The sequence below is a fragment of the Kitasatospora sp. NPDC094016 genome, from assembly GCF_040304045.1.
GTDB lineage: Bacteria > Actinomycetota > Actinomycetes > Streptomycetales > Streptomycetaceae > Kitasatospora.
In genome coordinates this window covers 124,536-150,332 of the sequence record NZ_JBEOUK010000009.1, presented here as the reverse complement: position 1 = coordinate 150,332, position 25,797 = coordinate 124,536, and the positions used below count along the sequence as shown (strand labels likewise).

The following is a 25,797-nucleotide window of genomic DNA, read 5'->3' as shown; positions in this document are numbered from 1 at the left end:
GCCCCGAGCAGGCCGCAGCCGGGCCCGAGCCGCCGCCTCTGCCCGTGGCGAATCTGCGGCGGGCAGAGAAAACGCATCCGGAGGTCTCCCGGGGTCGAGAGTGGAGTCGAGGGCAAGCCCGCCTCAGCACCTCGACACCTCGACACCTCAGCACCTCGACACCTCGGTGTCTCGACAAGGAGACCGGATGAATCCCCTCACCACCCTCGCGCCCCGCGCGGAGGAGGGCGGCACGCCGCCCAGCCGCTTCGACGACCACCTCGCGGCGCAGCTGCTCGCCCAGCGGATCGTCCTCCTCGGCACCCAGGTCGACGACGTGTCGGCCAACCGGGTGTGCGCGCAGCTGCTCCTGCTGTCGGCGGAGGACCCGCGTACCGACATCAGCCTGTACGTCAACAGCCCCGGCGGGTCGGTCACCGCGGGGCTCGCCATCTACGACACCATGCGGCTCATCCCGAACGACGTCTCGACGCTGGTGATGGGGTTCGCCGCCAGCATGGGCCAGTTCCTGGTCACCGTGGGGGCGCCCGGCAAGCGGCTCGCGCTGCCGAACGCGCGGATCATGATGCACCAGCCCTCGGCGGGCATCGGCGGCACCGCCGCCGACATCGAGATCCAGGCGGAGAACCTCCAGTTCACCAAGAAGGCCATCGAGCGGATCACCGCCGAGCACACCGGCCAGAGCGAGGAGACGATCGCGCGGGACGGCGACCGGGACCGCTGGTTCACGGCCGAGCAGGCCAGGGAGTACGGGATCGTGGACCGGGTGGTGGAGTCGGTCGCCGACATCCGCCCGGCCGCGTCGCGCCGACGGATGGGGCTGTGACATGGGGTCGTACACGGTTCCCTACGTGATCGAGCGGACCGCGCAGGGCGAGCGCTCCTACGACGTCTTCAGCCGGCTGCTGAACGAGCGGATCATCTTCCTCGGCACCGAGATCGACGACGGGGTCGCCAACGTGGTCATCGCGCAGCTCCTGCACCTGGAGTCGGAGAGCCCGGAACGCGAGATCGCGATCTACCTCAACTCGCCCGGTGGAGCGTTCACTTCGCTGATGGCGATCTACGACACGATGACGTTCGTGCAGGCGCCGATCTCCACGTTCTGCGTCGGTCAGGCGGCGTCGACGGCGGCGGTGCTGCTGGCCGGCGGAGACCCCGGGCGGCGGTTCGTGCTCCAGCACGCGCGGGTGCTGCTCGGCCAGCCGGCCAGCGGCGGCCGGCAGGGGACGGTGTCCGACCTCAGCCTCGCGGCGAAGGAGATGGTCCGCACCCGCTCGCAGGTGGAGGAGGTGCTGTCCCGGCACACCCGGCACGACGTGGCGACGTTGCGTGCGGACATGGACCGGGACAAGGTGTTCACCGCCGAGGAGGCCGTCGCCTACGGGCTCGCCGACGAGGTGCTGAGCCGACGGCTCGCCTTCGGCTGACTCCGCGCGGCCGTGGCCGGTACGGCGGGGCACACCACCGTCGTACCGGCCTTCGGTCGGGCCAGGTCAGGTCAGGTCCGATCAGGCCAGGTCAGGCGGCGAGGCAGAGCCCGTCGTACCGCGCCGTGGGCGACGTGCGGCTCCGGCCCATCCCACCCGGGCCCACCCCACCCCGGCCCACCCCACCCCGGCCCACCTGGCTCCGGGTGTGCCGGGTCAGCTCGTCCTGGGCGAGCGAGAGCAGGTCGGCGAGGCCGAGTCCGAGGGCCCGGGCGGCGGCCGCGAGGACCTCGGAGGAGGCCTCCTTGCGCCCGCGCTCCAGCTCCGACAGGTACGGGATCGAGATCCGGGCCGCCTCCGCCACGTCCTTCAACGTCCTTTCCTGGGCGAGCCGTTCGCGGCGCAGCGCGTCGCCGACGAGGTCGCGCCACAGGGGTTCCCTCGGCGCGGACGCGGGCGCGGGCGCAGGCGGCGCTCCCGCCGGCCGCTGCGGGGCGCGGGTCGCCCCGCCGGAATCGGGCGACGAGGTGTGCGGGCGCAGGGGGATGACGCGGGCTTCGTTCGGCGCATGAGTGCTCACCCCTCCAGCCTAGGGATCCGGGGCACCGGGGGAAGGGAGTGGCGTTCTGCCCTGGGTGAAGCCGTACGGGCCGCCCGGCCGGGCCCGTGGCCGTCGGACTCGCCACGGGCCCGGCCGGGTTCCGCTACGCGTGCCGCGCCCCGCGCCTGCGCGCGACCACGACCAGCACGCCGCCCGCACCCAGCAGCGCCGCCGCACCGGTCACGCCGAGCGGCAGCACGCTGCCCGCGCCGGTGGTCGGCAGCGTGCCGCCGGGCCGCTCATCGGGCCGGGACGGCCTCGCGCCCGGCGGCGGCGGGGATGCCACCGCCGCCACCGCGACCGCCGAGGACGACGGGCTCGGCGACGGTGCCGGGGTCGGAGTCGGGGTCGAGACCGCATCCGGCGACGACGGGCCCGCGCCCGAACCCACCGACGGGAGCAGCCGGTTGACGACCGTCACCGTGATCCCGTCGTCCAGGGTCTCGCAGGTGAGCACCAGCGGCCCGAAGACCGCGATGGCCGGCGCCGCGTAGCCGTCGGGCGGGCTCACCTCCACCCAGTAGTACGTGCCCGGCCCGACGACGATCCGGCAGATGCCGTCCGCCCCGGTGACGCAGGGATCACCGACCGGCGAATCCTTGGGCCCGCCGGTGGTCTGCGGCCAGCTGGGCCCGCCGTTCCAGCGCCACAGCTGGAACGTCGCCCCGGCCAGCGGTCTGCCGTCCTGGTCGTGCTTGACCAGGGTCAGCGTGCCGTCCTGCGGCCGGAAGCCGAAGTCGAAGGTGTGGTCGTCCTGGCCCGGCCCGCCGGTGGTCAGTTCCCGCTCGGCGAACGTTGCGCCCGGCGGGACGACGCCCTTGGAGTTGATGAACGGGTTGTCGCCGACGTCGTGCCGGGTGGGCACCCACTGGTACAGCGGGCCGCCCTGGGCGAAGTCGGCGGGGTTGTCCAGCCGGATCGTGTACTTGGTGTGCGGCTTGAGCCCGCCGTCCACGTTCGAGTCGTCGAAGTAGTACTCGCCGCGCGCCGTCGTCCGCGCCGTGCCGACGAGCTTCCCCGGCCCGTCGTACAGGTGGACGGTGGCGCCCTCCACCGGGCGCTGGCCCGGCTTCTGGATGCCCTTGTGCTGGGCGTCGTACCAGACCCGGTTGCCGATCTGCAGCGGCGCCTGGTCGCAGAGCACCTCCAGGTCGCCCATCGAGGCGCCCTTGCCGAACGGCGCGGGCACGTTCGCCGGGTTGAGCCGCAGGCCGAACGCCGGGTCCTGCCTGCCGTCGCGCTGGACGAACGACGTGCCGTAGCCGAAGGCCGTGCTGTTGGGGTCGAACCCGGAGGTCCCGATGGTGTTCTCGACCTTGGACAGCGCCATCCCGGCGTAGGCCGCGTTGTGGTGGACGCCCATCCGGCTGGTGTCGAAGAAGCGGGTGCCCCGGGGCGAGAGCCCGCAGCCGGTGTTGGCGTCCAGCACGTAGGTGCCGCCGCTCAGGCAGGCCTTGTTCAGGTCACCGCCCGACAGCACCTCGCCCACCGCTGCGCCCGACGCCGACTGGCCCGTCGCCCGGTCGGCCATGCGGTCGCGGAAGGCCAGCAGCATCGAGCCGTCCGTCTCGAAGCCGACCTCGCCCAGCTCCGGCTCCGGCTGGGCGCGGTAACCGGCGCAGGTCTGGCCGTTCTGCGTGGTCGGGTAGGTGTTCGTCCACGGGAACCAGCCCGCGCCGTCGCACGGGCCCGAGCCGACGGTCGACTGGCGCGGGTAGTCCAGCGGCTGGTCCAGCACGGCCGCGCGGAACCGGCCGGTGGCCAGGTCGAAGGGCAGCACGACCGCCCGCAGGTCCGACGCCTTGCCCGTCGACTCGCCCGAGCAGACTCCGCCGAGGTAGCCGACGCCGTCCTGGAGGCCCAGGCCGAACGGCCGCCAGTCCCCGGCCGAGGCGCAGCCCGGGTCCGGGATCGGGTAGACGCCCTTCGGCTGCGCGGCCGTCGGCGCGGTGGCGTCGTAGCGGTACAGCGTGCGGGTGTTGAGGTTGACGACGAACAGGTCCCGGCCGTCGTTCGTCACCTTGAGCCCGCCGAGGCTCTCCTTGCCCGGAGCGACGAGGAACGCGTCGTCCGTCCCCGGTCCGTGCGCCGTGCTGCCGGCGTCCGGGACGGTGGTGAACAGCGTGGTCCGCCCCTGCGCCGGGTCGGTCACGTAGATGCCGCCGGCGCCGCCGGGGCCGTAGTCCGTGGTGCGCTTGGCCGACGCCGAGGAGAAGATCCGCCGGTCGGCCTTGTTCCACGCGATGCCGTAGAGCGTGCCCGTCTGCGCGTCGGTGGCGAGGTTCGTGACGTTGACGTCCACGCCGTCCTGGCCGCGCGCGCGGTACGGGAACGACACCAGCGTGCGCTGCGCGCCGCCTCCCCAGGTGGTGTTCTGGCAGGTCGTCACCAGCGGCGCGTTCTGCTGGCAGTAGTCCCCCGGGTACCACAGCCCGGTGGTGTACGAGACGTTCTTGCCGCCGGAGAGGTCGACGAACTCCTCGTTGGAGCTCAGCTGGTTCGGCGCGCCGTCCAGCCCCTGCCGCGAGGCGAACGCCGGGAACAGCACGCCCGGCTTCGGATTCACCACCTGTACCCGGTACGCGCCGCCGCCGTGCTCCCGGCTCCGCGGCGGCGCCAGCGTCACCGTCCCGTCGGCCCCGGTGGTGCCCTCGACGTAGGCCCGCGCGTCACCGGTGAGCGTCACCTTCACGCCCGCCAGCCCCGGCTCCAGCGCGGGCGTCCACACCCCGGAGGAGTCCACGGCCCGGATCACCCGGACCGTCACCGTCCCGTCCTCCGTCTGCGAGAACGCCGTCGGTGCCGTCAGCGCCCCGCCGCCGCACAACGCGGCGGCGAGCACCGCGGCCCGCGCGACGCCCTTCCTTCTCCTTCTCGTCCCCACCTGATCCCCACTCTCATGGTCGGCGGACATCTGCCCGATCCGGACAGGACCCCAGGAGAGCGACAACCGGTCGTCCACGTCCTGGTTTCGGGACGCATTCACCGGTGTGTGTGACAGGTGAAGGGCAGGAAATCGCATCAAGTTCGGATACGACCGCACAAGTTCGCATACCGCAGGAGAAATCCCGACGCCCGAAGCGCCCGGACCCCTGCGGCGCCGACGTTCCGGCACCCGGGCGCCGTCCTGCCCGGGGGGCCTTCAGGTCGGCGCCGTTGGTGGATCAGCTTTCGGACAGGTGCTCGCGCAGCACCGTGCGCAGGGTGACGGGTTCGCGGCCGAGCAGGTCGGCCAGGGTGGGGTCGGTGGTGGCGAACTCGCCGGCGCGGCTGGCGGCGAAGATGCCGAGCAGTTGGTCGGCGGTTTCCGCGGGGACGCCTTGGCCTGTCAGCCGCGTGCGGAACCGGTCGTCGGGGGCGATGGCCCGGGTGACGGTGCGGCCGGTGAGCTCGGTGGCGATGGCGGCGATGTCGTCGAAGGTGAGCGTCTGTCGGCCCGTGAGCGGCGGCGTGGGGCCGTCGAAGCGGCCCTCGTCGGCCAGGACGGCGGCGGTCGCGTCCGCGAGGTCGGCGTGCGCGGTCCAGGCGACCGGCCCGTCCGCGGGGAGCGCGAGCCGGCCGGACTCGCCGCGTCGCCGAGGAACTCGCGGCCCAGATCATCCACGCCACGGCGCGCGGCGCCGTGCTCACCTGGCTGTCCCTGCCCCAGGACCGGCGCGACCCGGCCCTGTTGACCACCCTCCGGGAGTGCATGGTCGCCGCCGTCACCAACGACCAGCCGGCCGTGAACGAACCGGGCCCGGCCGGCGCCGCCCGCGCCCTGCGTGCCGCGCTGCCCGAACAGACGAAGCTCAGCAGCGCCGAGCAGCACTTGCTGGGGGAGTGGCTGAACCGCCTCGCCGCCGACGGCTGACCACCGGCGGCTCGTGTCGGCCCGCCCGGGTGAGGCGCCCGCGGAGATTCCGGGGCACGGTCGCCGGCGTGCACGCACCGGTCGCGACGAGGACGGGACGAGCAGCCCGTGGCCCCGAACGCTCGGGACCGGCTCAGCCGCGCAGGTGGTTCAGCAGCGCGTCGCCCGCCGGATAGGGGCGCTCGGCGGGAAGGAGCTGCCGGGCGGCCTCCAGGGCCCCGTCCCTCACCTGGGCCTGGATCGTGTGCGCGAGTGCGGTGACGTCGTCGATCGAGACGATCCACTGCTCCGCGTAGCGCTCGGCGGCCTCGCCGGCGAGGCCGAGTTGGAGGGAGCGGTGGGGGAGCGGCTGTAGGTGCAGATCGCGTTCGGGATCCCACTGCACCCGGGCCGGGGCCCGCTTCAGCCGGCGCTTCCAGGTGGCGCGGTCGGGGTGCAGCCCGTGTTCGTAGTGGGCCAGGCAGGCGTTTGCCAGGGCCCATTCGAAGCCCTCACGGGTGATCTCGATGGCGAGGACGGTTTCCTGGCCCTCCTTGCCCGCCCAGCCGCAGCGGTACATCATCCACAGGAACGACGGTTTGATCCACGTCATTCGGTCCCTCTTCCAGGCAGCCGGGAAGTGGCCGTCCTGCGCGGCGGGCAGGCCGATCTCCGGAGCGTACGCCTGGTAGACGGTCACGGTGGTGGCCGTGTGGAGGGCGCGGATCCGATGCTTGGGTTCTGACACGGTGACCAGGGTCGGGGTTCGGCGCGCATCATGCCATCGAATTACCGGGCCGGAGGGTGCCGAACGGCCCGGGCCGTTCGGCACCCAATGGCGGGCACCGTCTTGTCGTGCTTGTCGTGCTTGTCGTGCTTTTCATGCTTGTCATGCGGCGGCGTGCGGCGAGCGGCGCGGCGGTACAGGCGCCGGATCACCCGACACAGGCGCCGGGGGGCGGGGGCGGGCGCCGGACAGATCCTGGACTATCTGGCGGCGCTTGCCCGACCCCGGCGGTGCCCGACGGCCGGGATCAGTTCTTCCACACGCCCCAGTAGACGTCGGCGTTGTCGCCGGAGCCGCTCTCACGGGTGGTGCGGAAGACGCTGCTGGTGCCGTTCTCGTCGTAGCTGTTGGAACCGGTGTAGGGGTTGGCCCAGTGCAGCGCGACGGTGTTGTTGTTGCGCCAGCCTTCCTCGCAGCCGTACGTGGTGAACGTCGCCCAGCCCTCGGTGCCGGTCAGGAACCCGTTGCTCTCCGACTGGAAGGTGGTGTCGCCGGTGTTCCCCAGGATCTGCGGCGGCTCCTGGCCCTGCGTCCAGATGCCGTGGGCCAGAGCGTAGCCGGTCCGGTAGAGCGAGCAGCCGGTCCCGTTGTGCAGGTGGACCGTGGTGCTCCGGGCGGCCTGGGTGGTGGCCTGGGCGGTGGCCGGGGCGGCCTGGGCGGTGCCGGTGGCGATGGTGCCGAGCCCGATGGCGCTGACCGCTGCCAGCGCCGCGAAGCGTGCGGAGGTACGCATGGTTCCCTCGATTCCGTGTGCCTTCGGTGGGTGGCGCGGGCGGTGTCCCGCGCCGTGGTGAACGATGCGCCGCACCGACAGACAAACGATGGACGAGGCTGCCCGCGCCGTTCACCGCACCGTTCGCCACGCCTGGCCATCGTCTGTCTGCTGGCGTGGTGTACGAGCACCCGGGCGGCCGCCCGTCCCGGCGAAGACCTCGGAGACGTCCTCCCTCACAGCGGAGTGAGGATGTCCTGGTCCGCCCCGTCGAGGACGAAGCCGTTGTCCAGCCGGACCCGGACCGTCACCCGGCTCCCCCGTTCCCGGTGCGCGGTCCACTGCGGCTCCAGCGCGGCGATCTCCGCCTCCAGGCGCTCGCGGCTCGCCGCCGGCATGGTGTGCCCGTAGTCCTCGAACAGCGCCTTGAGCCGCTGGTACTCGCGAACCTCATGGCTCTCCGGGAGTTCCCCGTCCACCCGCTCGACGGTGCCCTCCATCCCGGATCCCAGCGAGAGGAACCCGACGACGGCCCCGGGCTCCCCGGCGACCGCCTCACCGATCCCGAGATCCTCGGCCAACCTGACGCGCCGGCCTTCCTTCAGGGTCATCCGTCCGCTGCCTCTCCATCGATCGGGGCCGCCGGCGCCGCCGGCCTGCGGCCAACGGCCATTATCCGGGGTCGCTGCACGGTGTACGGCCCGCGCGACGTCGACGGCGGTGACGTCCCAGCCGAGGCCGGCGAGCCAGAGCGCGTCGCCGCCGTGTCCGCAGCCCAGGTCCAGCGCCCTGCCGGGGGCGGGCGCGAGGGCGGTGACGAGTTCTTCCAGGACGGCGTTGGGCCTGGTGCCCCACCGCGCGTCGAGGCGGGAGTCGTGGCTCTCCCGGAAGGTCGCGGAGTCGCTGTCGGTGGTGGCGTCTCTGCTGGCGCTGGATGTCGTCCTGTTCGCGGCCGTCCTTCAGGCCGCGCTCGGGCATGGACTCCGCCCGGCCCTCGGCGGGCGTCAATGCGGCGCCCGTACTGCTGTCCCTCGGCTGGTCGTCGCGTTCACGGTGACGCTGGTCACCGGCGGTCTGTGCCTCTGGCGGCGGCGCCCGGCATCCGCAACCCTCCAGCTCGCCCTGGCCGTCCTGTTCGCCCTGGCCGTCCTGTTCGGCCGTCAGTACCCACTGAGGGATATTCGGTGTTCTGTCTGTCCGAGAGGACACAAGATGGTGCGCATGACTCTGGCCACCCCCGTTCTGCAGACGGCTCGCCTGCGACTGCGGCCCTTCACCGACGCCGACGCGGACTCCCTCTTCGCGCTGCACAGCAGCACCCATGTGATGCGCTACTGGGACTCCCCGCCGTGGACCGAACAGGCCCGCGCCGAGCGCTTCATCGCGATGTGCCGGAAGATGGCGGACGAAGGCACCGGGGCGCGGGTGGCCATCGACCGTGCTTCCGACGGGGCCTTCGTCGGCTGGTGCGGCCTGACCGGATGGAACCCGGACTACCGCAGCGCGTCGTTGGGCTACTGCCTCGACGAGGCGATGTGGGGCCACGGCTTCGCGACGGAGACCGCAACCGCCGTGCTGCAGTGGGCATTCGACGCACTGGACCTGAATCGGGTTCAGGCCGAGACCGATACGCGCAACGTGGCATCCGCCCGGGTCCTGGAGAAGGTCGGATTCGTGCGTGAAGGGACGTTGCGGGAAGACTGCGTCGTGAACGGCGAGGTGTCCGACTCGTGGGTGTTCGGGTTGATCCGGCGAGAGTGGCGGCCGTCGGCTGTGCCGATTCCGGTCCACGAAGTGTGACGTTAGTCCGTTTCCGGTGGCGGCCGCGTCCGGGTTGGTCGAGGAGTCCCTGCCCCTGGTGCGGCCGGCGTCTGCCGGAGTCGCAGCGGGACCGGTGGTTCGACGAGTTGGAACGCCGGGGATCGATTCGTGGGAGGACGGAGGACGAGGTCCCTGCCGAGTTTCTGGACGGCAGTTGGATCGCCGCACTGTCTCAAGCGGGATGAACCGACCCTCTCCCACCCCGCTTGAGTCTCGGCCGGGCGATGTCCGGCCGGTCAACAAGGCATCGGCCGCTCGCCGTTCGCGCCGTCGGCATCCGCGGCGCCGTCCGGTGCCAGGGAGCGGACGCGGGGTATCGGTGAGGGCAGCAGCCAGAGCAGTGACAGGGCTCCGCCGATGGCGGCGACGAGGAGCGTCGCCCTCAGGCCGACGGAGGACGCGAGCAGCCCTCCGACGATGGCGCCGACGGGGCGTGTGCCGTAGTTGATCGTGCTGTACGCGCCGGCCACGCGGCTGCGCATGCCGTCGGGGATCACCGTGGCCTGGAGGGAGTTGAGGTTGATGTCGAACAGCATGACGCCGAAGCCGGACAGGAATTCGACTGCGGCCAAGGCGCCGGCACGGAGCCAGAGCGGGCCGCCTGCGACGGCGGCTATGGCGATCGGCGCCGGGAACAGCACCGCGCCGACGACGATGCTGCGCCCCACACCGAACCGTCGCGAGATCTTCGGGGCGGACACCGCGCCGAGGAGGGAACCGGTCGCGCCGATCCCGAACGCGATGCCGATCGCTCCCGCCGACAGCCCGAGGCCCCGGCTGGCGAACAGGACGATCAGCCCACTGCCCGCGACGAAGGTGAAGAAGTTGACGGTCGCCGCGCAGCCGAGAGCCGCCCGCAGTACCGGGTGGTGGACCACGAACGACAACCCCTCTCGGGCACGCGGCAACAGCGGGGGTGCCGCTGCAGCGCCGGAGACGGCAGGCGGTTCGTCCACCGAGGCGCGACCGACCAGGAGCGCCGACACCAGGAAGGTCAGGGCATCCACGACGACGGCGACGGGTGCGGTCAGCGCCTGGACCAGAACGCCGCCGATGGCCGGGCCGGCGACGTACGACGCCGACCGGCTGGCGCTGAGCTTGCTGTTCGCGTCGACGTAGGACGCTTGTGGCACGAGGCGCACGAAGAACGGCGGATAGGCGGTGTTGAACAGCACCCCTGCTGCGCCCGTCAGCAGCGCCACCGCATACAACTGTCCCAGCGTCACCGACCCTGACAGGTAGGCCGCCGGGACACTGAGTAGTACTGCGGCGCGCATCAGGTCGGCAAAGATCATCAGACGGCGCTTGTGGGCGCGGTGGTCGACCCATGCCCCCAGGAAGATTGCGAGCAGGTTCGGCGTCCAGGCCAGTGCGGTCAGCCACGCCACCTGGTTGGCCGAGGCGTCCAGGGTGCTGACGGCGATCAGGGGCAGGGCCAGTTCGGTGATCCTGTCGCCGAACTGTGAGGCCGACTGACCGGCCCAGAAGCGGCGGAACCGCCGATCCCGCCACAGCGATATCGCGGCGCCCTGGTCAGGGTCGCTCACGACGTCTGCCCGGTCTGCTCCGCGGCGCCTTCCGGCAGGACGTAGCGCATCAGCCGGACGCCGCGGGCCTGCGTGGGCCGCTCGGCCGGGTCGCGAGTCACGTACGGCGCGAGAAGGCGCTCGATCCCGTCCTCGATGGCGGCGAGTTCCTCAGCCGAGACGACGACGCGGGTGCTGGCCAGCCCGGCCAACCTGCCCCATTCTGAATCGAGTCCGGGTTCGACCTCGGCGGCCCACTGGCTCGGGAGGTCTGCGTGGCGCAGGAACATCTGCTGCGACAGCACCCGCGCGGCTGACCGGCCTTCTTCATCGGCCGGGTCCTGCGGCGCCTCGAATCGGAAGCCGCGTGCCACGGCCTCCCACCGCCGCTGGCGTCGGTCCGGGCCGGGCTCACTGTCGCGGACCAGCCCGAAGCTCGCCAAGTGGCGCAGGTGCCAACTGGTCACCGACGGCGTCGCTCCCACGTCAGGCGCGAGTTGTGTCGCGGTCGAGGGCCCGTGTCGGTGGAGGTGGTCGAGGATCGCCAGCCGCACCGGGTGCGCCAAGGCCCGCATGGCTTGGGGGTCGGTGATCTCGATATCGCCCAGGCGATTATTGGAGGCCATGGCGTGAGAGTTTCCTCTCATAATTCGTGAGAGTCAACTCTCACGTCGACGGTTTCGTCTGTGGTCCTGCCGTCAGCGCCCATCTCCGGTCCTGGCCACGACGGGGTTCCGTGCCCGCGTCCAGCCCTTCTGTCCCCCGACCGCGTCGAGGCGGTGACACGCGGGGGCATTGCTGCCACCCTGGGCGTATGAGTACGGGCCAGGCCCAGCCGCTGTGCACGGACGTTGCTCCACGGCCCCGGGAGGGCGAGGCCGCCTCCGCCTCCCTGGCCCAACTGCCCACGCCCGTAACCTCCGTGGTCCGGTCCCGCCGATCGTTGTTTCTCCGGGAGGTACGGTGACCGGCCGGGTGATCTACGCGTCGTTCGAGTTCCAGTTCCCGCTGGGCGGCATTCGGGTGCTGAACCAGCAGGTCGCGCTGCTGCGGGCGGTCGGCGTCGAGGCGTTCCGCTGGACGCCCACGCCGGGATTCCGTTACACGTGGTTCGACGACGACGTGCCGACGCTGTCCGGCATGACCTTGGACCTCGGGCCCGAGGACGTGCTCGTGCTGCACGAGGTCAGCGTCGTCCCGGGCCACGACCCGGCGCCCGGCGGCCACAAGGTGATCTACTCGCAGGGGCACTACGTCAACTTCCTGACCTGCCCCGACCCCGGCCCGTATCCGGGCTGGTCGGACCGGCCGGCTCTGTGGACGATCTCGAAGGCGGGCGTCGACATGTTCCGCCGCGCCCTGCCCGAGTTCGAACCGCACCTGGTGCCGAACGTCATCGACACCGAAGTGTTCCGACCGGCGTCGACCGGGCGGGTTCGGCGCATCGCGTGGATGTCCCGCAAGCGCCCGATCGAGACCACGCTGCTGCGCCGTCTGCTGCACGCCGACCCGCGGTCCGAGGGTGTGGACCTGTACGACATCCACGCGGTCCCCCACGAGGAGGTCGCTCGCGTCCTGTCCGACACGTCGGTGTTCATCGCGTTGGGAGCGCCCGAGGGCGAGGGCTTCGGATTGCCGCCGGCCGAGGCGATGGCCAGCGGCTGTCTGGTGACGGGTTACGCCGCCGGCGGCGGAGCGGAGCTGTTCGACTCGCCGTCCGCGTGGCGGATCCCGGAGCTCGAAACGGATCGGTTGGCGGACAAGGCCCTTGAGCTGCTCGACCTGCCCGGCCAGGATGAGGTGCGGCGGGCGGGCCGTCAGTGGGTCGCCGACCGGTATACCGCCGAGGCCGCCGTCGAGGCGCTGATCGAGGGCATCCGCAAAGCGCGTGCCCTCCCCGGTGGCGCGGCCACGGCCACCCATCCGGCCGCCTGGATGGAGGAGTTGTTGAGGCGCTTCCCGGTGCCGCCGGAGACACATGCCCGGGTGGAACCACCGGCCGCTTCGTAGTGCTTCAGCCGGACTGCTCCATTCCCGCCGGCCACCGCATCGAAAGGCCCGAAAGATCTGAAAAGCCCGAAAGACCCGAAAGACCCGAAAACGGGGAGCGACGGCCCGCACCAGCGTGGTGCAGGCCGTCGCCACCTCGCACGAACCCGTCCCCGGCGGGTGGGAGCAGCAGGTCGGGCCGGACGTCGGCCTGCTCACCCACGGCCCGCCGCGACAGGCTTCAGCGGGAGTGTTGCGGCACGGGCGAGAGGTGCAGGTGCTGCGGGGCGGAGTGCAGGTGTGTCGAGAGGTCCGGCAGGGGGGCGGTGTCGCCGGTGGTGAACCACACCAGGACGTCCTCGCCGACCCGTACGGGCAGGGCGGGGAAGTCGTTCTCCGCGTGTTCGGTGCGGTGAACCGCCAACGGTGGGGTCCGGTCGGCCAGTTCCGGGCGCAGATGCCGCTCGAAGTGGTCGCTGAAGGCGGCGGGGTCCAGGGGGTGGCAGATGGTCGCGACGACCCGCCCGGCGTCGGCCGGGGCGGTGAAGCCCGGGCCGCGCAGCAGCAGGACGTCGTCCGAGTCCACCATCGTCGCGTTGGCGGCGTCCCGGTGCTCCTGCCAGACCGGCCCGTAGTAGAAGGCGTGCAGTGCTCGTGCCCGCGACGCCATGTCAGGGAAGCTGCGCAGCCAGACGAAGCGGTCCGGGTCGTCCAGGTCCCGGAACCGGCCGTCGACGGTGATGCCCACCGCCTGCTGTCCGGTCACGAACTCCCGCTCGAAGAGGGCGATCAGTGTGTCGCGGGTGCCTGGGTGCAGGGTGTACTGGCGCAGTTCGACGATGTTCACGAGGCGCCCTGCGACTGGACACGGCTGAGCTCCGCGACCCGGTCGAGCGCCCGGCTGCGTCCGCCGTTCACGGGGAACTCCTGCCCCCGGCCGTCACCGTCGGCCGGCATCCCGGTGAGTCTGCGGACGGCCATGCCCCGGGAACGGTGGAGGAAGTCGGAATCGATCATGGCCGCAGGCTAGAACCGGTCCACTGACACCTCCTGTCAGTGGATACTGGCAGCCGTGCGCGCCAGCCGACTGATCTCACTGCTCCTGCTCCTCCAGAACCGGGGAAGGATGACGGCGCGGCAGCTCGCCGACGAGCTGGAGGTGTCGGTCCGCACGGTCTACCGAGACCTTGAAGCGCTCGGCGCCGCCGGGATCCCGCTGTTCGGCGAGGCCGGTCACGGCGGCGGCTACCAGCTGCTCGACGGGTACCGCACCCGGCTGACGGGCCTGACCGCCGACGAGTCGCAGGCCCTGTTCCTGGCCGGGCTGCCAGGCCAGGCGGCCGAGTTGGGCCTGGGCGAGGTACTGGCGGCCGCCCAGCTCAAGCTGCGGGCCGCCCTGCCGGCGGAGCTCCGCGAGCGGGCCGGGCGGATCCAGGAGCGCTTCCACCTCGATGCGCCCGGCTGGTACGGGGACGTGGACGAGACGCCGCACCTGGCGGCCGTCGCGGCCGCGCTCTGGGACCGGCGCAGGGTGTGGGTCCGCTACCGGCGGTGGAAGGCGCCCACCGAGGTGGAACGGCGACTGGAGCCGTACGGACTGGTCCTCAAGGCCGGCCGCTGGTATCTGGTCGCCGCCGCGGACGGTGCCACCCCGCGTACGTACCGGGTCGACCAGATCCTCGAACTGCGGGAGCTGGGAGAGGAGTTCGAGATGCCCGCGGGCTTCGACCTGGTCGCACACTGGCGGGACGGGCTCGCTGACTTCCATGCCCGACTGCACACCGCGGAGGCGACGGTGCGACTGTCGTCGCGCGGTGTCGCCCGGGGCCGAGAGCAGTTCGGCCGCGCGTTCGACCGCGCGGTCGCGGATTCGGGGGTGGCCGAGGCGGACGGCTGGACCAGGGCGTCCGTGCCCATCGAGTCCCTCGGCCACGCCCACGACGGGTTCCTGGGACTGGGCACCGACGTGGAGGTCCTCGAACCACCGGAACTGCGTGCCCGGCTGGCCGCGACCGCCCGCGCACTCGCCGACCGGTACGGGGCCTGACGTGGGTGAAGTCCCGTCCCTGCATTCCGACCTGACGGGACCGCACGGTGCGATGTAGTGCATCGAGAAAATCCGCTTGACCGTCCCGACGGGTCCATTCGATAGTGGCTTGAACAGTCTGCGCACGTGCTCGGATTCCTCACGGGAAGCCTTGGTGGCGTGGATGTCGTCATCGACAGGGAAGCGGTGATGCAGTCGCCGGAACCGTCCGCTCGTCCGAGTCGCCTGCCGTCGCTGACCGGTATGCGCTTCATCGCGGCGTTCGCCGTGCTGGTATCCCACCTGGCCGGTCAGATCGTCGGATCGATACACCCCGGGCTGCCGTACGTGATCACGACCCTCGGACCGGTCGGGGTGGCGTTCTTCTTCGTGCTCAGCGGCTTCATCCTCACCTGGGTCGCCGACCCGAACGACACCGCCCTCCTGTTCTGGCGCCGACGCCTGGTGAAGATCCTTCCGAATCACCTGACGACCTTCACGGCCACCGTGGCGTTGATGGCCGCCGCGGGCGTGCCGATCATGCTGATCAACACGATTCCGCCGCTGCTGCTGATCGAGCCCTGGATTCCCGACTTCGACGCCCTCGGCGGGCTGACCGGGATCAACGTGCCGAGTTGGACCCTCGGCTGCGAGTTGGTCTTCTATCTCGCGTTCCCCTGGCTCATCCGCCTCATCGGGCGCATCCGGCCGGCGCGGCTGTGGCCGTGGGCGGCGGGCGTCGCCATCGCGATCATCGCCGTCCCGTTCGCCGCCCAGGTGCTGCCGACGCGGCCGGCCACCTCATGGGACCCTGCGATCGCCGAGTTGCAGTCCTGGTTCGCCTACAGCCTGCCCTTCACCAGGATGCTCGAATTCGTCCTCGGCATCCTGATGGCGCGCATCGTGATCTCGGGGAGGTGGATCCGCCTGGGCATGACGCCGGCGTTCCTCCTGACGACCGCCTGCGTGGTGCTCCAGTCCAACCTGCCCGGCGTGTTCCGGCTCTGCGCCGGACCGACCGCGTCCGCACTCGCCCTGCTGATCGCGGCGGGTGCCGCCGCCGACGTGCGCACCGCACGCACGCCCTTCAGCGGCAGGACCATGGTGTGGCTCGGCGAGATCTCGTTCGCCCTCTACCTCGTGCACTACCTCGTCATCCAGTACGGCCCGATCGACGGCGTGCACGCCACGGGCGAAGCGGCGACCGCCACCCCGTCGACGAGGCTGGTGCACATCCTGCTCACCGTCGCGATCAGCCTCGCCCTGGCAGCGGCCCTCTACACGCTGGTCGAGCGCCCGGCGGTCCGACGCTTCAGCCGGCCGCGCGGCCGCCGCGCCGGACCCACCCCGGTCCGCGAGGACGGCCTGCCCCCTACGGGCTGGCCCCGTACGCGTCGGCGCGACGCGCGCGCCCTCCGTCATCCTGGAGCCGTCACCCATGACGAAACCCGGCCCTGACCCGGCCTCCGAACCGCTCGAAGCCCCCGAAGCCCCCGAAGCCCCTGAATTCCCGGTCACCCGGCCGGATTCCCGCCCCTTCGACCCCGACGAGACCTACGCTCGGCTGCGCGCCCACGCGCCCGTGTCACCGGTGCGCTGCCCGGCCGGGATGGACGCATGGCTGGTCAGCCGCCACGAGGACATCCGGAGCGTGCTCACGGATCCCCGGCTGAGCTCCCGCGGCGCGGGATCGATGCACATGCTGCCCTCCTACGACCGGCGCGACCCGGCCCCTGGCTCGATGATCCAGCTGGACGGCGAAGAGCACGCACGGCTGCGACGGCTGCTGATCGGCGAGTTCACCATGCGGCGGATGGAGGCGCTGCGTCCGTCCGTCCAGCGGATCACCGACCGGCACGTCGATGCGATGCTCGCCGGGTCGAGCGCCGACCTGGTACGGGACTTCGCGCTGCCGATCCCGTCGCTGGTGATCTGCGAGCTGCTCGGCGTGCCCTACGGCGACCACGAGTCCTTCCAGCGCGACAGCGAGGTGCTGATCGGCTTCGAGGCCGACGCGGACACCCGCGACGCGGCCACCCGACGACTGGTGGACTACCTGGGCGAGCTGATCGTTCGGCGCCGGGCCGAGCCGCAGGACGACCTGCTGAGCAGGCTGATCATCCGCGGCGAGGCGACCGAACGACCGCCGACCGCAACGGAGTTGGCCACGCTCGGGGTACTGCTGCTGGTCGCCGGGCACGAGTCGACCGCCAACATGATCGCGCTCAGCGCCCTGGTGCTGATGGCGGACGGGGAGCTGGCGGCCGCGCTACGGGCCGCCCCGGACACCATCGGCACCGCCGTGGAGGAACTGCTGCGCTACCTGTCCGTGATCCAGTTCGGGCTGCTGCGGTACGCCACCGAGGACGTCACCGTCGGCGGTGTCGAGGCGGAGGCGGGGAGCTGGCTGGTCGCCGCGATTCCGTCCGGCAACCGGGACGAGGACGTGTTCCCGGCCCCGGACACCGTCGACCTGCGCCGACCGCCCCGCGCGCACCTGGCGTTCGGGTTCGGTCCGCACCAGTGCATCGGCCAGCAGCTGGCCCGGATCGAGCTGCAGGTCGCGCTGACCACCCTGCTGCGCCGCGTGCCGGGGCTACGGCTGGCCGAGCCGTTGGCGCAGTCCGCGTTCAAGCACAACGACATCGTCTTCGGCCTGCGGAGCATGCCGGTCCTCTGGTGACGTCCGCGGCTCCGAGGGCCTGGCAGCGCGCCCGCCGGCGGCCACGACAGCGGCGGGCCAGCCGTTCTCCCGCCTTCCCCACTGGCCGGATCCAGCCCCTCCGCCCTCCGTGCGCGCGGACCGGCACCCACGTGCGCGGCAGCCCCGGGAGCGGCACCGGCCCCCCAGGTGGAGGACCGTCAGGTTCCGGCCGAAGCCTCCGGCACCGCTTGTCCATCGGGGAGTCGGCAGAGAAGAGTTGTACTCGACCGGCCGGTGATCGCGTCCCATTCCTTGTGAACGAGAGGACATCGTCATGACCGACGTGTACGAGCCCCCGACGCTGGACGTGTACGAGCCCCCGATGCTGATCGAACTCGGCGACTTCGCGGACCTCACCCGGGGCTTCGACATCGGCAACCAGTCCGATGTCCACGGCTACTACCTCGCCCCCTGAGGAACCGGTCGATGAGCGGTCACCCGCGGACCTGGTTCGTGGTCCTTCCGGACACCGAAGCCGGGGCCGCGACGGCCGCGGTGCGGGGCACGGCCGAGTGCCGTGCCCTGCACCACCCCAGCGGGCGTCCCTGGATCCTCGGCCACTGGCCGGGCGACGAGCCGGTCACCGTCCAGGCCGGACCGGTCGCGCTGGCCGTGTTCGGCACCTCCGACGCCGACCCGCACCGCCTGCGCCGCCACGCCGAACGCGTTCGCGACCCGCGGGACGTGCTCGCCCTCGGGGGCGACCTCGCGGGCAGCTTCCACCTCCTTGCCACCGTGTACGGCACCGTGGCCGCGCGCGGCTCGCTGTCCGGACTGCGCCGTCTCCACCTGGCCGAGGTCGACGGCGTCCCCGTGCTGTCCGACCGGGCTGACGTCCTGGCCGCCGCGGCCGGCCTCAGCCCGTCCCGCGACCGGCTCGCCCTCAGGCTCGCCGACCCGCTGCCGCACCCCGTCGACGCGCTGCCCCTGTGGCCGGGAGTCACCGCCGTGCCGCCGAACCACGCGGCCGTGCTCGCCCCCGGGCGCCCCGCCCGCACCCTCGCCCACTGGCACCCGCCCGCCCCGCGGCGAACCCCGCCCGACGCCGCGACGGTGCTCGGCCAGGCCCTGCACCGGGCCGTCGACACCCGGACCAGGGACGGCGGGCTGATCGCCGCCGACCTCTCCGGCGGGCTGGACTCCACACCCCTGTGCTTCCTGGCCGCCACCGGCCCGGCCGAACTGCTCACCGTCACCATCGGCTCCGTCGACCCCCACCACGAGGACGCCGCCTGGGCGCAGCGAGCCGCGCGCCACCTGCCCGGCCGGCGACTCGTGCTGCCGGCCGAGGACATCCCCGCGATGTTCGCGGACATCGACACACCCGGACCGCAGGGCGACGAACCGTTCGCCTGGACCCGGACCAGGGCCCGCGACGAAGCCGTCGCCCGGCTGCTCGCGACGCACGGCGCCCGGCTGCGGATCAGCGGCGAGGGCGGCGACGAGGTGCTGCAGGCCCTGCCGGCCTACCTGCGCACCGTCCTGCCACGGCACCCGGCCACCGCCGCCCGCCACCTGCGCGGACACCGGGCCCGTCTGCGCTGGACGCTGTCCGACGCCCTGAGCGCCCTCACCGACCCCCGGCCGTACCCGGCCTGGCTCGCCCGCGCCGCCGACCGCCTCACCCACCCCGACCCGCCGCGCACCACCCAACTGCTCGGCTGGGGGCTGGCACCCCGGCTGCCGCCCTGGGCCACCGCCAAACCGCCGAACTGGTGCGCGACCAGCTGCGGGCCGCCCAGGGCTCCGAACCGCTGGCGCCGGAGCACTCCCAGCACCAGGCGCTGCGCATGGTCCGGCACAGCGCGGCGGCCATGCGGCAGCTGATCGACGCCACCGCCCGCGCGGGAACGCCGTACAGCGTGCCCTTCCTGGACGACCAGGTCCTGGACGCCTGCCTGGCGGCCGACCCCGCCACCCGCGGAACGCCCTTCGCGTACAAGCCGCTGCTCACCGCGGCCGTCGCGCCCGACGTGCCGGCCGACCTCCTCCGGCGTACCGGCAAGGGCGACTTCAGCCCGGACACCCACCAGGGGCTCGCCCGCCACCGCGCCGAACTCGCCGCGCTCATCGACGACAGCGCTCTGGCCCGCGCCGGACTCGTCGACCCCGACGCCCTCCGGCAGGCCTGCCTCGGGCTGTACCCGCCCGGCACCTCCTACGCGGCCCTGGACGCGACGCTCGCCTGCGAGCACTGGCTGCGCGCCCACGGGACGAGCCCCCACCCCGCTTCCCCGACCACCGCCCAAGGAGCCTGAATGGCCACTCGGTTGCGCCCCGACGTGACGCTCACCGCGACCGACGACGGCGCCGTCGTCCTGGACGAACGCTCCGGCCGCTACTTCCAGTTGAACCGCACCGGGCTGCTCATCCTGCGGTCCCTGCTGGAGGGTCGGACCGCCGACGAGATCGCCGCCGACCTCGGTGGCCGGTTCCCGGTGACGGCGGCCCGGGCACGTTCCGACGTCGACCGGCTGCACGAGAGCCTGCGCACCGCCGGGCTGGTCACCGGATGAGCCTGCACGCGCACGCCGACCACGTGGGCCGGCCGCGCTGGCACCTGCGGCCGGTCGTGCTCGCGGCGATCGGCGCGGCGCGGCTGGTCGAACGGCTCCCGCCGGCCCGGATCCGTCGGCTGTTGAGCGCACTGCGGCGCGGTGCCCGCCCCGCCGCTCGGGCCGAGGCGCTGGCCGCCCGGCAGGCCGTGGTGGCCCTCAGCATGCGCTGCGCCGGCCAGGGGTGTCTCCAACGCTCGATCGCCGCAGCGCTGTTGTGCCGCGCGCGCGGTACCTGGCCGACCTGGCGCACGGGCGTTCGAACCGCCCCGTTCCGCGCCCACGCGTGGATCGAGGCCGACGGCGAACCCGTCGACGAGCCCGCCGAACTCGCCCACTTCCACCCGCTGATCACCGTCGCACCGGAACACCGTCGCACCGGAACACCGACCGGGCCCGTGAGCGACGGGCACCCCCATGGTGGTGGTGCCGGGGTTACTTGCCGGCGGCTGCCATGGAGGTGACGGCCTCGGCGATGGTGGCGCGGTAGTTGCCCATGTGGGGGTTGAGGACGCGGGTGTCGGGGGTGAGCGGGAAGTTGTGGGTGGCGGCGAGGGGCATGTTGGTGTCGTCCTGGTCGGCGAGGACGTTGATCTCGTTGATGTCGGGGGTGGTGCCGGTGGTGGCGCTGGTGGGGTTGAGGTCGATGACGACGTAGGCGTTCTGGCCTGCGGGGACGGGGAAGCGCAGGGTGCCGCTGGCGAGTACGGGCCGGATGTTGTTGCTCTGGTCGCGGGCGGTGGAGTTGCCGAGGTTGACGCCGGGGGAGGAGCTGAGGCTGCAGGCCTTGGCGCCGGTGTTCTGGACGTCGATGACGCGTTGGCCGGGTGCTCCGGGGCGGGTGGTGACGTGGATGGAGAGGTTGCCGATGTCGCAGGGGGTGGCGTCGGTGGGGGCGTTGCCGGCGCTGGGCCGGGTGCTGGTGGAGGCGGACGACGTGTGGGGTGCGCTCGTGGGGGCGTGTGACGCGCCCGCGGTGGCGGGTGCGGTCGGTGACCCCGCCGCGGGGGCCGCGCCCGTGGGGGCGGGCGTGACGGCCGCGGTGGTGGAGGAGGTCTTCGGGCCGGCGGCCTGGTCGGCGTTGTCGGGCCCGCAGGCGGTCAGGACGAGTCCGGCGCCGACGGCGAGGACGGTGGTGACGAGCAGCGGGCGACGGCGGCGGACGGACATGGTGGCTCCTCGATGGCGGTGCGTGCTGGCCTGCCGGACACCCACCATGACGGTCGGTCAGCGACTTTTGGTGGCACGCACGGCGTCACAATCACCAGGACATCGCGAGGACCGGACTGTGACAATCCATCGGGGAGCTGCGGGTTGACACGGCGCACCTCGGGCCGGTCAGAGCCAGCCGTGCTGGGCGGCCTTGATGCCGGCCTGGCGGCCCACACCACCTTCTCGTACTACTCCTTCGGGTCTACCCCGGTGAAGCACGTCACCGGCGCCTCCATCAACGGCACCCTCGACTCGCACCCCAACAGCGAGTACAAGGCCCTGCGCTACAAGAACATCGTCGACGACGTCCAGACCCGGGCCACGAAGGCCGGCGTGTACCACCCGTCCCCGCAGACCTTCTACGAAGGCGACAACTCGGGTTCCACGCTGGGCTCGGCGAAGTTCGGCAATCCGGGCTGGACCCCGCTGGTCGGCGACTGCCCGAGAACCTACGGAGCGTCACCGCTCCACAGGAGCTCCAGGAGCTGGACCAGAACCGATTCTTTTGTGAACAAATCCACCCAACGCCCGTCGCGTGGCGGTGGCGAGGACCGTGACGGGGTCCGGGGCGGCGTGGGCGGTGCGCCAGGCGATCACGTGGTCGGGGCGGACCAGCAGGGCGCCGTGGTCGCCGGTGCCGCAGGTGTCGGCGGGCCGTTCCGTTGCCGGGGTGTTCCGGCGGGGCAGGAGTGCCGTGTCGAGGAAGGCGTTGTGCGGATCCAGCTCGCGTGCGGCCCGGATCCAGGGGTGTCCTTCGGGTCCGGCGAGAACCAGGTAGCGGCCGTCGCGGACCAGGTCGAGCGTGGAGCGGGGCCGGTCCGCGCCGGGGAGGGGCAGGTGCGGCAGCCGGGTGCCGGGCTCGCCGTGCCAGCGTTCCGGCTCGTCGGCCGCCGGGAGGGCGGCGGCCGGGTCGTCGCCGGGCATGGGGTAGCGGTAGCCGATGGCCACGGCCGCCTCGCTGAGCAGCGGGCGGTCCTCGATCGGGGCCCAGGCGCGGTCGCGGGCGCGCAGGAGTGCCTGGTCCACGGTGATCCGGCCCACTGCGCGGCGCTCGGTTTCGTAGTCGTCCAGCAGCCGCGCGTCGGCGTGGCCGCGCAGGACCGAGACGAGTTTGGTGGTGAGGTTCCAGGCGTCCTGGATGCCGGCGTTGGCGCCGAATCCGCCAGTCGGCGGGGTGACGTGGGCCGCGTCGCCGAGCAGGAAGACGCGGCCGGCGCGGTAGGAGTCGGCCAGCCAGCCGCCCATCTGCCAGGGCCGGTGTCCGGTGAGCGTGACGTGCGACGGCGCCAGGCCGAGCGCGCGCGAGACGATGGCGCGGCAGCGCTGGACGTCGAACGCGGCTGGATCCGTGGTGTCGGGGTCGTAGGTCACCGACACCGTCCCGCGGTCCTGTGCCGTGTTCCAGCTCAGGAACGCGTGCTCGGGCGGGCCGGTGAAGGCCAGGGCGAGCCGGCGGCCGTCGAGCACCTGGCGCAGGTCGGCTTCGAAGCCGATCTCCATGACGTGCGCGACCACCTCGGTGCCGCTGCGGCCGATGCCCAGATGCTCGCGGACGCCGCTGCCGTTCCCGTCCGCGGCCAGCAGGTAGTCGGCGGCGATGGTGTAGGTGGCGCCGTCGGCGCCGCGGATCCGGGCCAGGGTGTGGTCGTCGTGGTGGCGCAGTTCGAGAAGGCGGTGGCCGAGGCGCAGGTCGGCGCCGGCCGCAAGGGCGTGAGCGCGGACGACCTCCTCCAGGTCGGCCTGTTTGACGAAGGCGCTGGGGCAGGGCGAGAGGCGGCTGAAGTCCGCCGCGGCCGGTAGCCGCCAGCGCCGCAGCTCGGGGCCGTTGAGCGAGGCGACCACCGCGGCGTGGTCGGCCGGTGGGAGTCCGTGCTGGACGGCGTAGACGTCCTGGTCGGCCCCGACCGAGCGGTAGGCCTCCATTGTTCGCGGATAGAACAGCTTGGCGCGCAGCCTGGTCGAGACCGCGGAGTGCTTCTCGACGAGGACGGGGGTGATGCCCCGGGCCGCGAGGAACAGGGCGGCCGACGCCCCGACGATGCTGCCGCCCACGATCAGGACGGGGACGCGTGCGGGCGGTGGCGTCGGGGCGGCAGCGGGCTGGCTGCCGGCCTTGGTGGCGGGAGCGATGGGACCGGGCATGGACATGGACCCCTCCAAAGGAAACAGAACAGCTCTGTTCCATTATTGCCAGCTGCCGACCCTCTAGCGCAACAGGGCTGTATCGTTACCGGCGTGACCACGGAACTCCCCGGCCGCCGCGGCGGCCGGCAGCGCGACCCCGCCACCGACACGGCCATCATCGAGGCGGTCCTCGGCATGGTCGCCTCGGGCGCCACCCTCACCGGCCTGTCGCTGGTGACCATCGCCAAGCAGGCCGGGGTCTCGCGCAACAGCGTCTACCGGCGCTGGAAGACCAAGGACGAGCTCTACCTAGACGTGCTGGAGGCGATCAACGAACCGCGGCCCCTGCCGGCTGGCGCGGACGCCCGCGCCGACACCCGCGCCGACCTCGCGGTCCTTCTCCAGGCCCTGGCCGAGCGCGTCGTCGACGAACGGGCCAGCAGCATGCTGCGCGCTCTCAACGCCGAGGCCGCAACCTTTCCGCGGCTGCACAGCCGTTACTTCGAGGAGATCGTCACTCCCCGCCGCAGCGCCATGAACCAGGTCCTGCGGCGCGGCGTGGAGCGAGGAGAGATCCGCCCCGACATCGACCTCGACCTGGTCTCCGAACTCCTCGTCTCCCCCCTCCTCGCCCGCATGGCATCGGGCAGCACCGACCGACTGGACCCGGAACAGGCGAGCCGGAGGATCATCGACCTCGTCCTCGACGGTGCGGCGCCCGCGCCGAGCTGAGGAGAGGAGCGGACTGGGCCGCGACCTCCGTCGCGCCGGCACCGCCAGCACGCCGGCACCGCCACCGCCACCACGCGTGCACGGGCGCGCCCGTCCGGCACCGCGCCGCTCACCGGCATCGGGTGCCGCCGGGCCCGGGCGAGGCATTGCGCGCCAACTGCCTTGCTGACATCCTCAGTTGGCCGCGCCGGTCCCGGCGGTCGGGCAGACCCTGCACCACGGGCGCGGCTCGTGCGGCTCGTACGGCAACTACGGGAGGCGGCGTGTGGGGTGTGGCGGCGCGGGTGGCGGTGCGTGTGGTGGCGGGGATGCTGGTGGTGGTGCTCCTGACCGGGGCAGTGTGGCTGGCCTGGTGGCTGAGCGCGGAGCGGATGGGCGCGGCCATGGGGCTGGGCCCGCCGGACGGCGTGGTGCTGGTGGATCGCTGTTACGAGGTGTCCGACAGCGAGGGCAACAGCGACGGCACCGACTGCCAGGGACGGTTCACGCCGGCCGGCGCCTCCGCGGACGAGGCCCGCCCGATCGTGGTGAACGGCACGAACGGCAAGCACCGGGCCGGCACCCGGCTTGCGGTGCGGCTGGTGCGGGGAGTGGCCTACGAGCCGTCGTCGGCGCCCGCCGTGAAGTACGGCATCGGCGCGGGCATGGTCCTTGTCATGGGCGCGGTGCCGGCGGGCTGGCTGCTGGTCGGAGTCCGGCGTGGCCAGGCCCCGGAGTTCATGACCCTGCTGGTCGGCCTCCTCATCGGGCTCACGACCGTGGCGGTCCTGGGTATCGCCGTCAGCTTGCTCGCAGGCCTTGTCGAACTGGTCCTCTGAATGGGGCCGGCGGGTGCCCCGTGCCGCCGGAGGCCGGGCCCGCGCCCCGGTGGCCGGTGCCCCGTCGGCTCGTTCTCCTCGGAGGCCATGGCGCGCGGGCGGTGGTCATTCCCCTCGCGTACGGGGCCGGGCCGTCGCCGCGGTGCTCACCTGATGATGTCGCCGTCCGGCACGTCCCGGACGGTGACCTCCTTGGCCTGCCGGCCCAGGATCTTGGCCACGACGTCACCGATCCCCTTCGCGTCGCCCGTCGGCTCGGGGACCGACCCGTCGGTGTACCGCTCGATGGCCTTCCGAAGGTACGAGGGGTTCCAGGCCCCGACGGCCCCGCTGACGTCGACGGCCGCCACCCGTCGGCTACCGACGGCACGCCTGATGGCCGGCAGGACCTCGTCCGAGTAGTACTTCCCCGGGACCTGGAACAGGCTGACATGGCCGCCGACCTTGCCGCCGTCCCGCAGGTAGACGGTGACGACCAGGCAGCTGGTCACCGAGGGGTAGGTGATCGTCCCGTGCGGACCCACCTCGCCGACCTCGCCCTCCGTGATCGAGAGGGTGGTGGCGGGCGCACCGGCCTGCCGAACCACGGCCACCGGGCCGGCCGCAGCGCCGAACCCGGTGAGGTCCTCGGTCCCGACAGCCCCGCCGAACGCGGCCCTGACGGCCCTGACGGCCCTGGCGGAGTCAACGGAGTCGACGGAGTTGACGGAGTCGACCGCCTCGGTGGGGGCCGGGCCGTGCGCCGGCCCGCCGGCACTCGACCAACCGGCCGACCCTCCGTCGCCCCCGCCTGCCGCGCAGGCCGCCAACACCAGTGCCGCGCCGACGGCCAGCCCGATCCTTCCCACGCACCGCTCGGACACCACGAACCTCATGACCCCACACCCCACGAATCCGGTCTGCACACACCCGCGCACGCACGCGGCGA

27 protein-coding genes and 2 pseudogenes are annotated in these 25,797 nt (G+C 72.5%); 16 read left to right on the top strand and 13 right to left on the bottom strand.

Annotated elements, in window-relative coordinates:
• Positions 1 to 187 precede the first annotated feature (187 nt).
• Positions 188 to 826 carry an ATP-dependent Clp protease proteolytic subunit gene (locus ABT015_RS12030; RefSeq protein ID WP_350878667.1) on the top strand — a complete coding sequence of 213 codons (639 nt, stop codon included), beginning with the start codon at positions 188 to 190 and terminating at the stop codon, positions 824 to 826.
• Between the two features lies 1 nt (position 827).
• Positions 828 to 1,430: a ClpP family protease gene (locus tag ABT015_RS12025; protein ID WP_350878665.1), complete on the top strand. Its 603-nt coding sequence runs from the start codon at positions 828 to 830 to the stop codon at positions 1,428 to 1,430.
• A gap of 91 nt (positions 1,431 to 1,521) precedes the next feature.
• Here the strand turns inward: ABT015_RS12025 and ABT015_RS12020 are convergent, their stop codons facing one another.
• Both ABT015_RS12020 and ABT015_RS12015 read right to left on the bottom strand, forming a co-directional pair.
• A complete protein-coding gene (locus ABT015_RS12020; RefSeq protein ID WP_350878664.1) occupies positions 1,522 to 2,010 on the bottom strand; it encodes a helix-turn-helix domain-containing protein in 489 nt (162 codons plus the stop codon).
• Positions 2,011 to 2,134: 124 nt separating this feature from the next.
• Positions 2,135 to 4,945 (bottom strand): SdrD B-like domain-containing protein, encoded by a 2,811-nt coding sequence (locus tag ABT015_RS12015; RefSeq protein WP_350878663.1) that lies wholly within the window; start codon positions 4,943 to 4,945, stop codon positions 2,135 to 2,137.
• A gap of 621 nt (positions 4,946 to 5,566) precedes the next feature.
• Between ABT015_RS12015 and ABT015_RS12010 the strand changes: the two are divergent.
• Positions 5,567 to 5,884, top strand: a pseudogene (locus tag ABT015_RS12010) (TetR family transcriptional regulator); the annotation flags it as partial.
• A 133-nt stretch (positions 5,885 to 6,017) separates the two neighbouring features.
• On the opposite strand, the gene ABT015_RS12005 reads toward ABT015_RS12010, so the two are convergent.
• The 4 genes and pseudogenes from ABT015_RS12005 to ABT015_RS37965 all read right to left on the bottom strand — a co-directional run.
• Complete coding sequence (locus ABT015_RS12005; protein WP_350878662.1) at positions 6,018 to 6,611, bottom strand: DUF4291 domain-containing protein; 594 nt, start codon at positions 6,609 to 6,611, stop codon at positions 6,018 to 6,020.
• Between the two features lie 286 nt (positions 6,612 to 6,897).
• Positions 6,898 to 7,383 (bottom strand): hypothetical protein, encoded by a 486-nt coding sequence (locus tag ABT015_RS12000; protein WP_350878661.1) that lies wholly within the window; start codon positions 7,381 to 7,383, stop codon positions 6,898 to 6,900.
• Positions 7,384 to 7,598: 215 nt separating this feature from the next.
• On the bottom strand, positions 7,599 to 7,973 hold the full coding sequence (locus ABT015_RS11995; protein WP_350878659.1) for a hypothetical protein: 375 nt from the start codon (positions 7,971 to 7,973) through the stop codon (positions 7,599 to 7,601).
• A gap of 72 nt (positions 7,974 to 8,045) precedes the next feature.
• Positions 8,046 to 8,297, bottom strand: a pseudogene (locus tag ABT015_RS37965) (class I SAM-dependent methyltransferase); the annotation flags it as partial.
• 286 nt (positions 8,298 to 8,583) lie between these two features.
• Between ABT015_RS37965 and ABT015_RS11985 the strand changes: the two are divergent.
• Positions 8,584 to 9,162 (top strand): GNAT family N-acetyltransferase, encoded by a 579-nt coding sequence (locus ABT015_RS11985; protein WP_350878774.1) that lies wholly within the window; start codon positions 8,584 to 8,586, stop codon positions 9,160 to 9,162.
• Positions 9,093 to 9,368: a DUF6980 family protein gene (locus ABT015_RS37960; protein ID WP_502897289.1), complete on the top strand. Its 276-nt coding sequence runs from the start codon at positions 9,093 to 9,095 to the stop codon at positions 9,366 to 9,368. Before ABT015_RS11985 ends, ABT015_RS37960 begins: the two co-directional genes overlap by 70 nt.
• Before the next feature lie 51 nt (positions 9,369 to 9,419).
• On the opposite strand, the gene ABT015_RS11980 is transcribed toward ABT015_RS37960, so the two are convergent.
• Both ABT015_RS11980 and ABT015_RS11975 read right to left on the bottom strand, forming a co-directional pair.
• Positions 9,420 to 10,730, bottom strand: a complete 1,311-nt coding sequence (locus tag ABT015_RS11980) for an MFS transporter (protein ID WP_350878658.1) — start codon at positions 10,728 to 10,730, stop codon at positions 9,420 to 9,422.
• The gene (locus ABT015_RS11975) at positions 10,727 to 11,335 is read right to left on the bottom strand and encodes an ArsR/SmtB family transcription factor (protein WP_350878657.1); all 609 of its coding nucleotides are present in this window, start codon (positions 11,333 to 11,335) and stop codon (positions 10,727 to 10,729) included. Before ABT015_RS11975 ends, ABT015_RS11980 begins: the two co-directional genes overlap by 4 nt.
• Before the next feature lie 337 nt (positions 11,336 to 11,672).
• Here ABT015_RS11975 and ABT015_RS11970 point away from each other — a divergent pair, with 337 nt between their 5' ends.
• The gene (locus tag ABT015_RS11970; RefSeq protein ID WP_350878656.1) at positions 11,673 to 12,719 is read left to right on the top strand and encodes a glycosyltransferase; all 1,047 of its coding nucleotides are present in this window, start codon (positions 11,673 to 11,675) and stop codon (positions 12,717 to 12,719) included.
• 220 nt (positions 12,720 to 12,939) lie between these two features.
• Here ABT015_RS11970 and ABT015_RS11965 read toward each other — a convergent pair whose 3' ends face one another.
• Both ABT015_RS11965 and ABT015_RS11960 read right to left on the bottom strand, forming a co-directional pair.
• A complete protein-coding gene (locus ABT015_RS11965) occupies positions 12,940 to 13,545 on the bottom strand; it encodes an NIPSNAP family protein (protein ID WP_350878655.1) in 606 nt (201 codons plus the stop codon).
• Entirely contained in the window at positions 13,542 to 13,715 is a 174-nt protein-coding gene (locus ABT015_RS11960) for a hypothetical protein (RefSeq protein ID WP_350878654.1), read from the bottom strand. Before ABT015_RS11960 ends, ABT015_RS11965 begins: the two co-directional genes overlap by 4 nt.
• Before the next feature lie 55 nt (positions 13,716 to 13,770).
• Here ABT015_RS11960 and ABT015_RS11955 point away from each other — a divergent pair, with 55 nt between their 5' ends.
• From ABT015_RS11955 to ABT015_RS11920, 8 genes are all read left to right on the top strand, one after another.
• Positions 13,771 to 14,745, top strand: a complete 975-nt coding sequence (locus tag ABT015_RS11955) for a helix-turn-helix transcriptional regulator (RefSeq protein ID WP_350878652.1) — start codon at positions 13,771 to 13,773, stop codon at positions 14,743 to 14,745.
• Positions 14,746 to 14,988: 243 nt separating this feature from the next.
• On the top strand, positions 14,989 to 16,182 hold the full coding sequence (locus ABT015_RS11950) for an acyltransferase family protein (protein ID WP_350878650.1): 1,194 nt from the start codon (positions 14,989 to 14,991) through the stop codon (positions 16,180 to 16,182).
• Positions 16,163 to 17,407: a cytochrome P450 gene (locus ABT015_RS11945; protein WP_350878648.1), complete on the top strand. Its 1,245-nt coding sequence runs from the start codon at positions 16,163 to 16,165 to the stop codon at positions 17,405 to 17,407. The genes ABT015_RS11950 and ABT015_RS11945 overlap by 20 nt, the downstream gene beginning before the upstream one ends.
• A gap of 295 nt (positions 17,408 to 17,702) precedes the next feature.
• Complete coding sequence (locus ABT015_RS11940; protein ID WP_350878647.1) at positions 17,703 to 17,843, top strand: lasso RiPP family leader peptide-containing protein; 141 nt, start codon at positions 17,703 to 17,705, stop codon at positions 17,841 to 17,843.
• 11 nt (positions 17,844 to 17,854) lie between these two features.
• On the top strand, positions 17,855 to 19,255 hold the full coding sequence (locus ABT015_RS11935) for an asparagine synthase-related protein (RefSeq protein ID WP_350878646.1): 1,401 nt from the start codon (positions 17,855 to 17,857) through the stop codon (positions 19,253 to 19,255).
• Positions 19,219 to 19,686 (top strand): asparagine synthase-related protein, encoded by a 468-nt coding sequence (locus tag ABT015_RS11930; RefSeq protein WP_350878645.1) that lies wholly within the window; start codon positions 19,219 to 19,221, stop codon positions 19,684 to 19,686. Before ABT015_RS11935 ends, ABT015_RS11930 begins: the two co-directional genes overlap by 37 nt.
• Entirely contained in the window at positions 19,687 to 19,944 is a 258-nt protein-coding gene (locus ABT015_RS11925) for a lasso peptide biosynthesis PqqD family chaperone (RefSeq protein ID WP_350878644.1), read from the top strand.
• Positions 19,941 to 20,447: a lasso peptide biosynthesis B2 protein gene (locus ABT015_RS11920; protein WP_350878643.1), complete on the top strand. Its 507-nt coding sequence runs from the start codon at positions 19,941 to 19,943 to the stop codon at positions 20,445 to 20,447. The genes ABT015_RS11925 and ABT015_RS11920 overlap by 4 nt, the downstream gene beginning before the upstream one ends.
• Here ABT015_RS11920 and ABT015_RS11915 read toward each other — a convergent pair.
• Positions 20,419 to 21,153: a DUF4232 domain-containing protein gene (locus tag ABT015_RS11915; protein WP_350878641.1), complete on the bottom strand. Its 735-nt coding sequence runs from the start codon at positions 21,151 to 21,153 to the stop codon at positions 20,419 to 20,421. The two genes, ABT015_RS11920 and ABT015_RS11915, sit on opposite strands and share 29 nt — an antisense overlap.
• Before the next feature lie 501 nt (positions 21,154 to 21,654).
• Entirely contained in the window at positions 21,655 to 23,337 is a 1,683-nt protein-coding gene (locus ABT015_RS11910; protein ID WP_350878640.1) for an FAD-dependent monooxygenase, read from the bottom strand.
• Between the two features lie 93 nt (positions 23,338 to 23,430).
• Here ABT015_RS11910 and ABT015_RS11905 point away from each other — a divergent pair, with 93 nt between their 5' ends.
• Both ABT015_RS11905 and ABT015_RS11900 read left to right on the top strand, forming a co-directional pair.
• Positions 23,431 to 24,051, top strand: a complete 621-nt coding sequence (locus tag ABT015_RS11905; protein WP_350878639.1) for a TetR/AcrR family transcriptional regulator — start codon at positions 23,431 to 23,433, stop codon at positions 24,049 to 24,051.
• A 263-nt stretch (positions 24,052 to 24,314) separates the two neighbouring features.
• Positions 24,315 to 24,869 carry a hypothetical protein gene (locus ABT015_RS11900; RefSeq protein WP_350878638.1) on the top strand — a complete coding sequence of 185 codons (555 nt, stop codon included), beginning with the start codon at positions 24,315 to 24,317 and terminating at the stop codon, positions 24,867 to 24,869.
• Positions 24,870 to 25,015: 146 nt separating this feature from the next.
• On the opposite strand, the gene ABT015_RS11895 is transcribed toward ABT015_RS11900, so the two are convergent.
• Positions 25,016 to 25,744, bottom strand: coding sequence for a hypothetical protein (locus ABT015_RS11895; protein WP_350878637.1), 729 nt, complete (start codon positions 25,742 to 25,744; stop codon positions 25,016 to 25,018).
• Positions 25,745 to 25,797 lie beyond the last annotated feature (53 nt).

Excerpts from the sequence above, each read along its gene's own strand:
- ABT015_RS11910 (WP_350878640.1), bottom strand. The coding sequence starts at position 23,337 with ATGCCCGGTCCCATCGCTCCCGCCACCAAGGCCGGCAGCCAGCCCGCT.
- ABT015_RS11925 (WP_350878644.1), top strand. The coding sequence starts at position 19,687 with ATGGCCACTCGGTTGCGCCCCGACGTGACGCTCACCGCGACCGACGAC.
- ABT015_RS11995 (WP_350878659.1), bottom strand. The coding sequence starts at position 7,973 with ATGACCCTGAAGGAAGGCCGGCGCGTCAGGTTGGCCGAGGATCTCGGG.
- ABT015_RS11895 (WP_350878637.1), bottom strand. The coding sequence starts at position 25,744 with ATGAGGTTCGTGGTGTCCGAGCGGTGCGTGGGAAGGATCGGGCTGGCC.
- ABT015_RS11950 (WP_350878650.1), top strand. The coding sequence starts at position 14,989 with ATGCGCTTCATCGCGGCGTTCGCCGTGCTGGTATCCCACCTGGCCGGT.
- ABT015_RS11945 (WP_350878648.1), top strand. The coding sequence starts at position 16,163 with ATGACGAAACCCGGCCCTGACCCGGCCTCCGAACCGCTCGAAGCCCCC.
- ABT015_RS12030 (WP_350878667.1), top strand. The coding sequence starts at position 188 with ATGAATCCCCTCACCACCCTCGCGCCCCGCGCGGAGGAGGGCGGCACG.
- ABT015_RS11960 (WP_350878654.1), bottom strand. The coding sequence starts at position 13,715 with ATGATCGATTCCGACTTCCTCCACCGTTCCCGGGGCATGGCCGTCCGC.
- ABT015_RS11940 (WP_350878647.1), top strand. The coding sequence starts at position 17,703 with ATGACCGACGTGTACGAGCCCCCGACGCTGGACGTGTACGAGCCCCCG.
- ABT015_RS11920 (WP_350878643.1), top strand. The coding sequence starts at position 19,941 with ATGAGCCTGCACGCGCACGCCGACCACGTGGGCCGGCCGCGCTGGCAC.
- ABT015_RS12015 (WP_350878663.1), bottom strand. The coding sequence starts at position 4,945 with ATGTCCGCCGACCATGAGAGTGGGGATCAGGTGGGGACGAGAAGGAGA.
- ABT015_RS11935 (WP_350878646.1), top strand. The coding sequence starts at position 17,855 with ATGAGCGGTCACCCGCGGACCTGGTTCGTGGTCCTTCCGGACACCGAA.
- ABT015_RS12000 (WP_350878661.1), bottom strand. The coding sequence starts at position 7,383 with ATGCGTACCTCCGCACGCTTCGCGGCGCTGGCAGCGGTCAGCGCCATC.
- ABT015_RS12025 (WP_350878665.1), top strand. The coding sequence starts at position 828 with ATGGGGTCGTACACGGTTCCCTACGTGATCGAGCGGACCGCGCAGGGC.
- ABT015_RS11915 (WP_350878641.1), bottom strand. The coding sequence starts at position 21,153 with ATGTCCGTCCGCCGCCGTCGCCCGCTGCTCGTCACCACCGTCCTCGCC.
- ABT015_RS11985 (WP_350878774.1), top strand. The coding sequence starts at position 8,584 with ATGACTCTGGCCACCCCCGTTCTGCAGACGGCTCGCCTGCGACTGCGG.
- ABT015_RS11930 (WP_350878645.1), top strand. The coding sequence starts at position 19,219 with ATGGTCCGGCACAGCGCGGCGGCCATGCGGCAGCTGATCGACGCCACC.
- ABT015_RS11975 (WP_350878657.1), bottom strand. The coding sequence starts at position 11,335 with ATGGCCTCCAATAATCGCCTGGGCGATATCGAGATCACCGACCCCCAA.